Origin of the sequence: Streptomyces sp. S3(2020) (genome assembly GCF_013044505.1) — a bacterium.
Classification (GTDB): domain Bacteria; phylum Actinomycetota; class Actinomycetes; order Streptomycetales; family Streptomycetaceae; genus Streptomyces.
Genome location: NZ_JABERD010000245.1, coordinates 1 through 13,228, shown reverse-complemented (window position 1 = coordinate 13,228; position 13,228 = coordinate 1). Strand labels below are relative to the sequence as shown.

The 13,228-nt window shown below is 69.6% G+C and carries 13 protein-coding genes; 6 read left to right on the top strand and 7 right to left on the bottom strand.

Going from position 1 to position 13,228, the window contains the following annotated elements:
* Nucleotides 1-169: 169 nt before the first annotated feature.
* Nucleotides 170-2,254, bottom strand: coding sequence for an FAD-binding and (Fe-S)-binding domain-containing protein (locus HLK59_RS42690; protein ID WP_240982966.1), 2,085 nt, complete (start codon nt 2,252-2,254; stop codon nt 170-172).
* Between the two features lie 81 nt (nt 2,255-2,335).
* Between HLK59_RS42690 and serC the strand changes: the two genes are divergently transcribed.
* On the top strand, nt 2,336-3,454 hold the full coding sequence (gene serC, locus HLK59_RS42685) for a phosphoserine transaminase (protein WP_171147053.1): 1,119 nt from the start codon (nt 2,336-2,338) through the stop codon (nt 3,452-3,454).
* 63 nt (nt 3,455-3,517) lie between these two features.
* Here serC and HLK59_RS42680 read toward each other — a convergent pair whose 3' ends face one another.
* The 3 genes from HLK59_RS42680 to HLK59_RS42670 all read right to left on the bottom strand — a co-directional run bounded on the left by HLK59_RS42680 (nt 3,518) and on the right by HLK59_RS42670 (nt 7,185).
* Nucleotides 3,518-5,041, bottom strand: coding sequence for a cellulase family glycosylhydrolase (locus tag HLK59_RS42680; protein WP_171147052.1), 1,524 nt, complete (start codon nt 5,039-5,041; stop codon nt 3,518-3,520).
* A 112-nt stretch (nt 5,042-5,153) separates the two neighbouring features.
* The gene (locus HLK59_RS42675; protein ID WP_171147051.1) at nt 5,154-5,981 is read right to left on the bottom strand and encodes an ABC transporter permease; all 828 of its coding nucleotides are present in this window, start codon (nt 5,979-5,981) and stop codon (nt 5,154-5,156) included.
* 232 nt (nt 5,982-6,213) lie between these two features.
* Complete coding sequence (locus HLK59_RS42670; RefSeq protein WP_171147050.1) at nt 6,214-7,185, bottom strand: ATP-binding cassette domain-containing protein; 972 nt, start codon at nt 7,183-7,185, stop codon at nt 6,214-6,216.
* 89 nt (nt 7,186-7,274) lie between these two features.
* On the opposite strand from HLK59_RS42670, the gene HLK59_RS42665 reads away from it, so the two are divergent.
* Nucleotides 7,275-8,036: a TetR/AcrR family transcriptional regulator gene (locus tag HLK59_RS42665; protein WP_171147049.1), complete on the top strand. Its 762-nt coding sequence runs from the start codon at nt 7,275-7,277 to the stop codon at nt 8,034-8,036.
* A gap of 15 nt (nt 8,037-8,051) precedes the next feature.
* Here the strand turns inward: HLK59_RS42665 and HLK59_RS42660 are convergent, their stop codons facing one another.
* On the bottom strand, nt 8,052-9,032 hold the full coding sequence (locus tag HLK59_RS42660) for a WD40 repeat domain-containing protein (protein ID WP_171147048.1): 981 nt from the start codon (nt 9,030-9,032) through the stop codon (nt 8,052-8,054).
* Nucleotides 9,033-9,116: 84 nt separating this feature from the next.
* Here HLK59_RS42660 and HLK59_RS42655 point away from each other — a divergent pair, with 84 nt between their 5' ends.
* A complete protein-coding gene (locus HLK59_RS42655; RefSeq protein ID WP_171147047.1) occupies nt 9,117-9,800 on the top strand; it encodes an SGNH/GDSL hydrolase family protein in 684 nt (227 codons plus the stop codon).
* A gap of 88 nt (nt 9,801-9,888) precedes the next feature.
* Nucleotides 9,889-10,476, top strand: coding sequence for a Uma2 family endonuclease (locus tag HLK59_RS42650; protein ID WP_171147046.1), 588 nt, complete (start codon nt 9,889-9,891; stop codon nt 10,474-10,476).
* On the opposite strand, the gene HLK59_RS42645 is transcribed toward HLK59_RS42650, so the two are convergent.
* Nucleotides 10,477-11,037 (bottom strand): TetR/AcrR family transcriptional regulator, encoded by a 561-nt coding sequence (locus HLK59_RS42645; RefSeq protein WP_171147045.1) that lies wholly within the window; start codon nt 11,035-11,037, stop codon nt 10,477-10,479.
* A 135-nt stretch (nt 11,038-11,172) separates the two neighbouring features.
* On the opposite strand from HLK59_RS42645, the gene HLK59_RS42640 reads away from it, so the two are divergent.
* Nucleotides 11,173-11,883: an alpha/beta hydrolase gene (locus HLK59_RS42640; RefSeq protein ID WP_171147044.1), complete on the top strand. Its 711-nt coding sequence runs from the start codon at nt 11,173-11,175 to the stop codon at nt 11,881-11,883.
* Here HLK59_RS42640 and HLK59_RS42635 read toward each other — a convergent pair.
* Nucleotides 11,855-12,283, bottom strand: coding sequence for a hypothetical protein (locus HLK59_RS42635; protein ID WP_171147043.1), 429 nt, complete (start codon nt 12,281-12,283; stop codon nt 11,855-11,857). The genes HLK59_RS42640 and HLK59_RS42635 overlap by 29 nt on opposite strands.
* 83 nt (nt 12,284-12,366) lie before the next feature.
* On the opposite strand from HLK59_RS42635, the gene HLK59_RS42630 reads away from it, so the two are divergent.
* A complete protein-coding gene (locus HLK59_RS42630) occupies nt 12,367-13,176 on the top strand; it encodes a helix-turn-helix transcriptional regulator (protein ID WP_346779945.1) in 810 nt (269 codons plus the stop codon).
* The last annotated feature ends 52 nt before the right edge of the window (nt 13,177-13,228 follow it).

The window sequence follows — 13,228 nt, the reverse complement described above, 5'->3', positions numbered from 1 at the left end:
AACCGATCAGTCTCCCGACGCAATCCCGCCCCGCCACGAACTCGACAGCGCCCGGCCCCGGGCCACCTTGTCCACTTCCACATCGGCAACCGATCCGTTTTCCTCTGTGGCAACAGACCGGTTTCCACCCGCCCGGCCACCCATGACCACACCACACGGGGCCAAGTGCCTACCACCCACGACCACGCAGCCCCCACCACCGGCTGAACGGCTCCGCCGCCACCCGCGGAATCCCGCGCTCGGGCGCGATCCCGCCCAGCCGTTTCGCCAGCGCCGCCAGCGGCCGTACCGATGCCAGTGCGTTGACGACCCACGCCGTACGGGTACGCGCCACCGCCCGCAGCCACACCGGCAGCCACCCCATCGTGTAGTGCGCGGCCGGGCGGCGCCGCCCCTCGTAGTGGTGGTGCAGGAACTCCGCCTTGTACGTGGCCATGTCGACCTCGACCGGGCAGTCGGACCGGCACCCCTTGCAGGACAGGCACAGATCCAGCGCGTCCCGCACCTCCACCGACCGCCAGCCGTCGGTGACCAGTTCGCCCGCGAGCATCTCGTGCAGCAGCCGCGCCCGCCCGCGCGTGGAGTGCTCCTCCTCGCCGGTCGCGCGGAACGACGGGCACATGACGGAGGCCCCGGCCGCCGACGTCGTACGGCACTTCGCCACGCCCACGCACCTGCGCACCGCCGCGGAGAAGTCACCGCCGTCGCCGGGGTAACCGAAGGCCACGTCGACCGGCTCGCGGGGCAGGACGGAGAAGCGGAGGTCGGAGTCCAGCGGTGCCGGGAGCACCAGCATCCCCGGGTTCAGCAGGTCGTCCGGGTCCCACACGCCCTTGGCGCGTTCGAAGAGTCCCACCAGCTCGGTGCCGTACATCCGGGGCAGCAGCTCCGCGCGCGCCTGTCCGTCCCCGTGCTCGCCGGACAGCGAGCCGCCGTGCGCCGCCACCAGATCGGCGAGCTCCTCCGAGAAACGCCGGAAGCGGCCGATGCCCGCGTCCGTCAGCAGGTCGAAGTCGATACGGACATGGATGCAGCCGTCCCCGAAATGGCCGTACGGCGTCCCGCGCAGCCCGTGCTCCCCCAGCAGCCCCCTGAAGTCCCGCAGATACGCGCCCAGCCGGGCCGGCGGCACCGCGCAGTCCTCCCAGCCGGGCCACGCCTCGGAGCCGTCCGGCATCCGGGTCGCCGTACCGCTGGCGTCCTCGCGGATGCGCCACAGGGCACGCTGCCCGGCCGGGTCCGTCACCACCACCGCGTCCATGACGTCGGCGGCCCGCACGATCGTCTCCGCACGCGCGCGTGCCCCGGCCCGCGTGTCACCGCCCGTCTCCACGAACAGCCACGCCCCGCCACGTGGCAGCGCGACCGCCGAGGGCACCAGATCCGCCGCCATGCCCTCCACCGTCAGGGGACCGTGCGGCAGCAGCCCGGCCGCGGCCTCGGCGGCCGCGCCTTCGTCCGGGTATCCCAGCACCGCGAGGGCACGCGCGCGTGGCGACTCCACGAGTCCTACGACGGCCTCGGTGACGATCCCCAGGGTGCCCTCGCTCCCGCAGAAGGACCGGGCGACATCCGCGCCCCGCTCCGGCAGCAGCGCGTCCAGCGCATACCCGGAGATCCGGCGGGGCAGCTCGGGGAAACCGGTCCGCAGCCGCGCCAGGTCCCCCTCCACCAGCTCCCGCAGCCCCTCCGGCGCTCCCGCCCACCCCTGTCCCAGCCGCGACCGCTCCCCGCGCGCGGTGACCACGTCCAGCTCCCGCACACTGTCCGCGGTCGTCCCCCAGGCCACCGAGTGCGAGCCGCACGAGTTGTTCCCGATCATCCCGCCGAGCGTGCACCGGCCGTGGGTGGAGGGATCGGGACCGAAACGCAGCCCGTGCGGGGCGGCGGCGTCCTGGAGGCGGTCGAGGACGAGACCGGGCTGGACGACGGCGGTGCGCGACACGGGGTCGAGGGAGAGCAGCCCGTTCATGTGGCGGGTGAAGTCCAGCACCACACCGACGCCGGTGGCCTGCCCCGCGATGGACGTACCCCCGCCCCGCGCGACGACCGGTACGCCCCGCTCCCGGCACACCTCCAGCACGGCCGCCACATCGTCGGCGTCGCGCGGGGCGACCACACCCAGCGGGACGCACCGGTAGTTCGACGCGTCCATGGTGGTCAGCGCCCGGGAGGTGACGTCGAAACGGACATCACCTCGGACGGTCCTGCGCAGATCGGCCTCTAGATCCGTTAGATCCGCTAGATCCGTCATGAGTCCAGCAAACCAAACACCGCGTCTCACCCGGCGGACCACGTTTCGACCAGGTTTCCCCCAACGGCTACCCTCCCTTCCGTGGCTGAGATCCAGATTCCCGCTGACATCAAGCCCGCCGACGGACGATTCGGCGCGGGCCCCTCCAAGGTGCGGACGGAAGCGCTGGACGCGCTGGCCGCCACCGGTACGTCCCTGCTGGGCACCTCACACCGCCAGGCCCCGGTCAAGAACCTGGTCGGCCAGGTCCGTGAGGGCATCAGTGCGCTGTTCTCCCTCCCGGAGGGTTACGAGGTCGTCCTCGGCAACGGCGGCTCGACCGCGTTCTGGGACGTGGCGACCCACGGCCTGATCGAGAACAAGTCGCAGCACCTGAACTTCGGCGAGTTCAGCTCGAAGTTCGCCAAGGCCGCCAAGCTCGCCCCCTGGCTGGCCGAGCCGACCGTCATCGCCTCCGACCCCGGAACGCACCCGGAGCCGCAGGCCGAGGCGGGCGTCGACGTGTACGCCCTCACGCACAACGAGACCTCCACCGGTGTCGCCGCCCCGATCAAGCGCGTGGCCGGTGCCGACGAGGGCGCCCTCGTCCTCGTGGACGCCACGTCCGGCGCCGGCGGCCTGCCCGTCGACATCGCCGAGACCGACATCTACTACTTCGCCCCGCAGAAGTCCTTCGCCTCCGACGGCGGCCTGTGGATCGGCGTCTTCTCCCCCGCCGCGATCGAGCGCGCCGAGCGCGTCCACGCGTCCGGCCGCCACGTGCCGGAGTTCTTCTCGCTCCCCACGGCGATCGACAACTCCCGCAAGAACCAGACGTACAACACCCCGGCCCTCGCCACCCTCTTCCTGCTCAAGGAGCAGCTGGAGTGGTTCAACGGCCAGGGCGGCCTCGCCTGGTCCACGGCCCGTACGAAGGACTCCTCGACCCGCCTGTACACCTGGGCGGAGGAGAGCAAGTACGCGAGCCCGTTCGTCACCGACGCCGCCAAGCGCTCCCAGGTCATCGGCACGATCGACTTCTCCGACGAGGTCGACGCCGCCGCCGTCGCCAAGGTCCTGCGCGCCAACGGCATCGTCGACACCGAGCCCTACCGCAAGCTCGGCCGCAACCAGCTGCGCGTCGCGATGTTCCCGGCGATCGACCCGGCGGACGTCGAGGCGCTGACGAAGTGCATCGACTACGTGATCGAGAAGCTGTAGTCGTCCGACGGCATACGTCATACGACGGTGGAGGGCGCCCGGTGAGCCACCGGGCGCCCTTTCTCATGCCGCCGTGCAGCTCACACTGGGCACACCCCCGCCCCCGGGCGCACCCCCGAACCCGAGACTCGTCGAACCGCCCGCCGCGACCGACCCGTTGTGCGCGGCGTTGGACGCCGTCACCGTCGACCCGCTCTGCGTGTACGACGCGTTCCACATGTTCGTCACCTGCTGCGACCCGCTGAAGGTCCAGGTCACCTTCCACGAACTGATCGCGGTGGTACCGGTGTTGGTCACCTTCACCTCGGCGTTGAAGCCGCTGCCCCAGTCGCTGCTGACGGTGTAGGCGGCGGTGCAGGCCGCCGTGCCGCCGCCGGGGTCGCCCGGGTCACCGGGGTCGCTGCCGCCGCCCGCCGGGAAGCCCGGCGCCTTGATGCTCGCCAGGTAACCGTCCTTCACGGTGTCCACGGTCTGCCAGTCGTCCTTGAGGATCCCGCCCGTGTCACCGGAGTTGGGGTTCCAGGACCAGAAGGTCCAGTGGAAGGAGTCCGAGCCGTACGTCGACGTCGGCCGCAGATAGTCCACCAGCGCGGCCAGCCACCGCTGGTCCACGGTCGACTGGAGGGTGGTGCCGAACTCGCCGACCCACACGGGCGCGATGTTCTGCTTGAAGATGTAGCCCCAGTACCTGTCCCAGATGCCGGGCATGTTGGCGGGGAAGGTGGGATCGCTGAACCAGCTCTGCTGGGCCACGGACGTGGCGTAGTCGTGCGCCGAGTAGACGACCCGGTTCGCCACGTTCAGCTGCACCGGGTAGTCGGCCACGCCCATCAGGTTGCCGCCCCACCAGCCGGAGACGCCGTTGTACGTCTGGACGCCCTCTACGAAGATCAGCAGCTCGGGGTTGACGGCGAGGATCGCGTTCCCGGCCCGTTGGGCGGCCAGGCGCCAGTCCCTCGTCGTGTCGCCGCAGCCCCAGCAGGCCGGATCGTGGGGCTCGTTGTGGAGGTCGATGCCCACGACGGTGTCCTGGCCGAGGTAACGGGTCGCGAGCGCGCGGAGGTTGGCGATCCACGTCGACTCCGGGACCGCGGAGGTGTACCAGAGCGCCGACTGGCCGCCGGCGTCCGGGCGGTGCCGGTCGAGGATGACCTTCAGGCCGTCCTGACCGGCGTACGAGACGATCTTGTCCAGCACGCCCAGGGAGTTGAGTCCTTGGAGGTCGGCGTTCTTGCCGCTGGAGAAGTCGATGCTGTTGGGGACGGTCCCCGACTTGAAGATGTCGTCGCTGAACGGGATCCGGATGGTGTTGTAGCCCAGCGACTTCATCTGGTCGATCATGCTCTTGTAGTCGCGTGACCAGAGGCCGTGGACGACGTAGTTGCCGGTCTCGAAGCCGAACCAGTTGATACCGGCGACCCGGACCGGCTGCCCGGCCTCGTCCAGGATCTGGCGGCCGCTGGTGTGCCAGTAACCGGCGCCGGCGGCGGCCTCGGCGGCGTTGGCGGTCTGGGCCGTCTGCACGCCCAGCGGCAGGAGCAGGGCCGCGGCCACCGCGCACAGCGCTCTTCGCAAGCTGCGGAACATGTAGCTGCTTCCTCTCGGGGGAGGGACGCGGGCCCGGAACAGGGTGGGAGCGCTCCCACACCCGCTCCCTCCATGGAAGTCAGGTCACATGAACACGTCAAGACACTGGACGCTACCGGCTCAGCTTCTGGAAGCGGCGCACCGCCAGTGGCAGGAAGATCGCCGTCAGGATCACCGGCCACACGTACGCCATGAGCAGCGCGTGCTGCTCGACCCAGGTGTCCCCGCCGCCGACCGGGGTGCCGAAGAGGTCGCGGGTGGCGGCGGCCGTGGAGGAGATCGGGTTCCAGGAGGCCACGGCACCGAGCCAGTCGGGCATCAGCTGGGGTGCGACGAAGATGCTGGAGATCATCGTGAGGGGGAAGGCCACCGCGAACAGACCGCCCGCCGCCTCCGGGTTGGGCACGATCAGCCCGAGCCACACCCCGATCCAGATCAGCGCGAACCGCAGCCACAGCAGCAGCCCGAACGCGGCGAGGAAGCGCAGTCCCCCGTCCGGCCGCCAGCCCATGGCGATCGCGGTCAGCATCATGATGGCCAACTCGGCGCAGGCGACCAGCAGATCGGTGACCCCGCGCCCGGCGACCACCGCCGAGGACGCCATCGGCATGGAACGGAACCGGTCGATCACGCCCTTCGTGGCGTCGTACACCACGAGCGTCGCGGTGTTGATGAAGCCGAACGCCATCGTCATCACGAACATCCCGGGCATCAGGAAGTCCTTGTAGTCCCCGCCGCCGGGCACCTGCATGGCGCTGCCGAAGACATAGCCGTAGAGGAGGACGGAGAGGATAGGGAAGCCCAACTGCCAGGCGATGTTGACGGGTTGGCGCTGGTAGTGGGTAAGACCTCGGCGGACGATGTTCCAGACGTCGGCGAGAACCCAGTACGCCCGCCCATGGGTCGCCTCGGTCGACTCGGTCACCTCGATGGTGCTCATGCCGCCCTGCTTTCTTTCGCGCGGCCCGATCGGTCGCGACGACGGGGTTGCGCGAGCGGGGCGATCCCACTTCGCGGGCCTACTACGACGGCGAGCGATCCGGGGGCGAACGGCACCACCAGGCACTGATCGCCATGGCCCGACGACGCGTCGACGTCCTCCACGCGACCCTCCGCGACCGCCGGCCCAGCCAGGTCCAGCCGCCTCATCGCCTCATCGCTCGACAACGGCATCACGCGGCCGCCTCCTTCTCCGTCTTCTCCGTGCGGTGTCCGGTCAGGCGCAGGAACACGTCGTCGAGGCTGGGCCTGCGCAGACCGATGTCCTCGACGTGGACGCCCTCGTCCTGGAGGGTGCGGGCCACCTCGGTGAGCGCGGAGACGCGGTCGACGACGGGGGCGTGGACGCGCAACTCGCCTTCCTCCGCCTCGGGTTCGCCGTCCGAGACGCGTGCGACGACCTTCACCACCTGCGGGATGTCGGCCCGGTCGGCGACCACGACCTCGATGCGGTCGCCGCCGACCGTGCCCTTCAGTCCGTCCGGGGTGTCGTCCGCGATGGACCGTCCCTGGTCGATGACGGTGATGCGGGAGGCCAGCTTGTCGGCCTCCTCCAGATACTGCGTGGTGAGCAGCACGGTGGTGCCACCGGCCACCAACGCCCGTACGGAGTCCCAGACTTCGCCCCGGCTGCGGGGGTCGAGCCCGGTCGTCGGCTCGTCCAGGAAGAGGACGGCCGGGGCGAGGATCATCGACGCCGCGAGGTCGAGGCGGCGCCGCATGCCGCCGCTGTACTTGCCGACGCCCTTGCCCGCGGCGTCGGTGAGGTCGAACTGCTCCAGCAGTTCGGTGGCCCGCGCCTTGGCCCGCCGGCCGCCGAGGTGGAAGAGACGGCCGAACATCTCCAGGTTCTGCCGGCCGGTGAGCACCTCGTCCACGGCCGCGTACTGCCCGGTCAGGCCGATGCGGGCGCGCACCTCGCGCGACTGCCGGGCCACGTCCAGGCCGGCCACGGTCGCGTGACCGCCGTCCAGCCGCAGGAGCGTGGCCAGGATGCGGACGGCCGTGGTCTTGCCTGCTCCGTTCGGCCCGAGCAGTCCGTGCACGGTGCCCTCGCGGACGGTCAGGTCGAAGCCGTCCAGGGCGCGCTTCTCGCCGTACCGCTTCTCCAGTGCCTCGGCGCGCACGGCGTATCCGTCGGTCATGGGTCCCCCTTGACTCGGTAACTGAGTACACCGTACCCGATTACGCGTACGCCGTACCCAATTATTTTCCGGGGAACTAAGCTGCACCCATGACGAGCAGTTCGGAGACCAGCGGCAGCGGCGACATCATCCGCACCCTTGAGCTGCTGTGGGACACGGGCCGGCGCCCCAGCCGCGGGCCCAAACCGGCCCTGACCCTGGACCGGATCGTGGAAGCGGCCGTCCAGGTGGCGGACGCCGACGGTCTGGACGCGGTGTCGATGCGCCGCGTCGCCGCCGAGCTCGGCACCGGCGCGATGTCGCTGTACCGGTACGTCCCCGGCAAGGGTGAGCTGCTCGACCTGATGCTGGACCGGGTGCAGAAGCCGTCCGAGAACCCGGCGGACCTGGGCGGCGGCGACTGGCGCTCCGCCCTGGAGGCCCTGGGCCGCGCGACCCTCGGCCTCTACCGCCGGCACCCCTGGCTGCTCCAGGTCAACCAGTCCCGCCCGATCCTCGGCCCGAGCGCCCTGGACGGCATGGAGAAGGTCCTCACCCTCATCAAGCCGATGGGCCTGACCGACCCCGAGCTGATCTCGGCGATCATCATGATCGACGGCTACGTCGTCGGCGCCGCCCGCACCCAGCTGTACGCCCAGGAGGTGGAGCGCCGCACCGGCCTGACCGACGCGGAGTTCTGGCAGGCGCAGGTGCCGGCGCTGGAGAGGGCCATGGCGACGGGCCGCTACCCGGTGCTCGCCGCCCTCTCCGAAGACGCCTTCGGCACCGACTTCGACCACTTCGAGTTCGGCCTGCAACGGATCCTCGACGGCCTGGAAGTGACCGTGTCACGGCGCCGGACGGGCGACTGAGCCCGGCCCGGTGCCTCACTTCCGGCGCAGCAGCCGCCGGAACCCGAACACGACTGCGGCGACAGCGGCCACGGCGAAGGCACCGACCTTGACGTTCTTGCTGTCGGAGCCACCGTCGTCACCGTCGGCCTGACTCGAACCACCGCCGCCGGACGGCGAGTCGGACGCCTGGTCCCCCGGCGCGTCCTCCGCCACCACCTCGCTGCCGGCGCCCTCGCTCCCGAGCATCAGCTTCGTACCGTCGGTGGAGTAACTGACGGACTCCCCCTGCCCGATGGGCACGCTGATCCGGCCGCCGCGCTTGAGGTCGCCGCCGTTCCAGTCGTACCAGATGCCGCCGAAGTAGCCGCGCACGGCGAGCTGTTGGCCGTCGGGCGAGAAGGCGGCGTCGGTGGCCCAGAGGTCGACGGCCTTGGTGGGCTTGAAGACGTTGGTGCCGGAGGCGGACAGCTTGGCGGGCCCCTCGTACAGATGCCCGCCGTCCTCCTGCTTGTCGATGATGTAGACGCGCCCGGTCTTCGGGTGGACGATCATCGACTCGGCGTCACGGGAGCCGTCGGAGTACTTCACGACGTACTGGGTGGCCGTGATGGTCTGGTCCTTGAGCTCCGTGGGCTCGGGCAGCTGATAGATCCAGACATAAGGCCAGGTCACACCGTCGTTGTCGCCGATGTCCCCGACATAGATCTGGTTGTCGGGCCCCATGGCGATGGCCTCGACGTCCCGCTGCGTGCCCACACCCCTCAGGGTGATCCGCGCGACGGTCTTCCCGGTGGAGCTGTCGACGGCGTAGAGGTAGGTGCCGGTGTCCTGGTCGTTGTGGGTCCAGTAGATGCCCGGGTGCTGACGGGACGCGGCGAGTCCGCTTGATTCGGTGATGCGTGGGTCCTCGATGGTGAACCCCTGGTCACCGTCCCCGTCGGCGGCGGTCGCGGGGCTGGCGCCCGTGAGAACGAGCAGGGCAGTGGCTCCGACGACACCGAGTAGCGCGCGCATGAGCCCAAGCTTGCCATCCCCCCGGGGCGTTCAAGTGTCCGGCCTCACACCCCATCGCTCCCACTGATCGTTCATCATGAGCGGATGCTCAGGTTCATGCCCGTCGGCGACTCCATGACGATCGGAAGCGCGGGCGAACACACATGGCGTTACCGGATGTGGCAGCACCTGCGCGACACGTACGACGGTCCGTTCGCCGTCGTGGGCCCGCGCGACACCCTGCACGACAAGGCGGCGGACGCGCCCACGTCGTACGAGTACGCGGACCCGGACTTCCCCCGCGCCCACCTGGCCGGCTGGGGCGAGGGCTGGCTGCACATGGCCCCGCTGATCGGCGAGGCGGTGCGCTCGTGCCGCGCCGACGTCCTCCTGGTCTCCCTCGGCCTGATCGACCTGGGCTTCTACACGAACGCGGAGCAGACGGCGGAGAACGTGCGCGCCTTCGTCACGGAGGCGCGCACGGCGAACCCCCGGGTGCGCATGGTGCTGCTCCCGGTGATCCCGAACGTCCGGGCCCAGGACGACCCGCCCTTCGGCGCACAGGTCACCCTCTTCAACGAACTCCTCGCCAAGGCGGTCGCCGACCTGGACGAGCCCCGCTCCCCGCTGCTGCTGGCCTCGCCGCCGAAGTCGTACGACATCAACTTCGACACCTACGACGGGACCCATCCGAACGCGAGCGGTGAGCACCGGATCGCGGGGGCTTTCGCGGAGGCGATGTATCAGGGGTGGGATGTGGGCGAGCCGTACCTGGCCGGAACGGCCTGACCGAATCACGGCGTGCCGTGGTCACCGTGCGTATCGTTGTACTGCGCGGCTGCACTTGTGCGAGGGGCGGCCGGGGAGGAGCGCCACGATGACCGTCCTTGAAGACAGGATCGCGATGGCCGAGAGCGACAACGAGAGCACGCTCGACGAGATGTTCGACCGGCTTGAGAAGATGCCCGCCCCCGAGGGATACAAGGTCGAGATCGTCGAGGGGACCGTCTACATGTCGCCGCAGCGGGACACCCACTGGGAGATCATCCTGGACATCGTCGAACAGTTGCGGACCAAGTACTCCCGCAAGCGAGTGAAGTCCGACGTCCGGATCGACTACCCGGGCCATCTCAACGGCTTCGCCACCGACGTGACGGTAATGAAAGAAGGTGCGGCAAAGACGGAGAAGGGCCACTGGCGCCACGAAGACGTCGAGTTCGTCGCCGAGGTCATTTCCAAGGGCACGGCTGCCAACGACTACGGCCCCAAGAAGACCGCCTACGCCGTTGCCGAGGTGCCCGTCTACGTCGTCGCCGACCCCTACCAGGGGCGCTGCCACATCTACACCGACCCCAAGGGCAGCGACTACGAGATCGAGACCACGGTCTCCTTCGGCAAGGACCTGGACCTGACCGGCACCGTCGTCGACCTCACCCTCAAGACGGATGAGTTCCCCCGCGACTGACTAGTCGGGGAACACCTCGTCGACCGCGCGGCGCAGGGTTTCGCGTACGGCCTTGGCGTTGTCGAGTTCCGCGGCCTGGAAGGCTCCGTCGTGGAGCAGGACGAGGACGCGGGCGGCGTGGTCGGGGTCGGGGTGGCCCATGTCGGCCGAGAGCTCGCGCAGGACCCCGGACAGCCATGACCGCTGGTCGTCGATGACCGCGCGCACCGGGTGGGTGCGGTCGGGGTACTCGGCGGCGGCATTCAGGAACTGGCAGCCGCGGAAGCCGTCTTCGAGGCTCGCGTCACCGAGCACGGCCATCACCGCGCGGACCGCCTCGCGCGACGACTTCCCTTCCCGGGCCCGCGCGACGGCGGACCGGATGTCCTCGGCGGTGGCGGTGAGGTAGGCCGAGACCAGGTCGTCCTTGCTGGGGTAGTGCCGGTAGAAGGTGGCGCGCGTGACCTTGGCCTCGGTGACCAGACGCTCGATGCCCACGGCGTGGATGCCCTCCGCGTAGAAGAGGCGGGACGCGGTGCGCAGCAGCCGGTCCTTGGGGTGGAGCTCCGGGGCGGTCGTCATCCGTCCATCGTAAAGAAAGACCAGTCGTTCTCGAAAGTCTCCCCTGGTCTACCCCGTCACATTGCGACCCCCAGAGAGAACGACTAGTCTTTCTCCCAGAAAGACCGATCGTTCTACCTGAGAGGTACGGAACCCATGAGCACCACCACCCCCACCATCGTCCTGATCCACGGCGCCTTCGGCGACTCCGGCATGTGGAAGGGGGTCATCGCCAAGCTCCAGGGCCAGGGCTACACCACCCTCGCCGTGGCGAACCCGCTGCGCGGCCTGGAGTCCGACGCGCAGTACGCCGCCACCGTCGCCAAGTCCGTGGAGGGCCCGGTCGTCCTGGTCGGCCACTCCTACGCCGGCTCGATCATCACCCGCGCCGCCCGCGACGCCTCCAACGTCCAGGCCCTGGTCTACGTCGCCGCGTTCCAGCCCGACGAGGGCGAGAGCTCCCTGGAGAACGCCTCCCGCTTCGAAGGCGCCAAAATGGGCCCGGACACCACCATCGCCTTCGAGCACGAGGGCGAGCCCGAGCTGCGGATCCTGCCCGAGCACTACCAGGACGTCATCGCCGGCGACCTGCCCACCGAGGTCACCGACCTCCTCGCGGTCACCCAGCGCTCGGTCCGCGTACAGGCCCTCACCGCCGAACTCTCCGGCACCCCCGCCTGGCGCACCCTGCCCTCCTGGGCCGTCGTCGCCACCCAGGACAACGCCATCCCCGGCCAGGCCCAGGAGTTCATGGCCGAGCGCGCCGGCTCCACCATCGTGCGCGTCGACGGCTCCCACGCGGTGTCCATCTCGCAGCCCGACACCGTGGCCGACGTGATCATCGAGGCCGCCAAGGCGACCCGCTGACCGACCCCACGGCCTCGCACAACAACTCCCCCACCACGAAAGGCGTCCCGGCCGACGGCACCGACCGCCACCCCAGCGGCCACGTGATTCCCGTCAACGCCGGCACGCCGACGTACGCCAGCCCCCGGTCACTCCGCGTCAGCGCCCGCGCGCCGGACGGCCAAGGGAACGCCGACGCGGTTTGCGGAGGCAACAGGAAGTACATGTTCCGGTCGCCTGTCACCTCGGCCACGATCGGGCCCGCCTCGAAGTCCGTACAGCGCATCAGCTCCGAGGCGACGCGCTCGGCCAGCGGCTCCTTCATGCGTACGGCGTCGAAGTGGATACCGGCGTGCCGCAGGGCGTGACCGGAGGCGGGGATCCAGGTCGGGATCCAGGGGGCGGCGATTCTCTCGTTCATGCCGCAAAGGGTTCCGTGCGCTTACATACTGTGACCAGGGTTACGCAATGTCCGTGCGGGGCTGTGTACTTGGGGAGGCGGTTGTGCACTTCGGTGACCGTGGTTCGGAGACCTTCGGCGCGATGTTGCGGTTCTTCCGCGAGCGGGCCGGACTGACGCAGGAGGCTCTGGCGAAGCACGTGGGGTATTCCAAGTCCCAGGTGGCGATGGTGGAGCGGGGCGAGCGGTCACCCAAGGGCAGCTTGGTGGAAATCGCCGACGAGGTGCTCGGTGCACAAGGTGCACTCCTGCTGCTGGCGGAGAAGGAGTTCGGCAAGGGCGGTCTTCGGCCCTGGACCGAGGACTATCTGGCGGAGGAGGCGAAAGCCGCAGCCCTGCACGTCTACCAGACGAACTTGATCCCGGGTTCACTCCAGACCGAGGCCTACGCGCGGGCCGTGTTCACCTCCAACCGCTGCCCGACCCTGGACGACGAGGAGATCGAACGACGGGTGACCTCCCGGCTGGAGCGTGGACTGCTCTTCACCCGCAAGCCCGCGCCCACGATCAGCTACGTGCTCGAAGAGAGCATCCTCACCAGGCCGTTGGGGGGCAACACCACGCTCAACGAGCAGCTGCGTCACGTCCTCACGATCGGAGAGCTCCGAAACGTCGAAGTCCAGGTCATCCCCCACAACCGGGAGGACCACGCTGGGCTTGCGGGTCGCATGAGCCTCCTGGAGACGGCCGATCGCCAGCAGCTCGCCTACGTAGAGGGTCACCGAGGCGGCTACTTCGTCAGCGAACAGCCCGACGTGGGAGACCTGTTCGGCAAATATGGCATTCTGCGAGCGCAGGCCCTCACCCCCGAGGACTCCGCGACGCTGATCGAGAAGGTGGCACGGGACCTATGAGCACGGACCTCCACTGGCGCAAGAGCAGCTACCTGTCTCTTATACCACATCT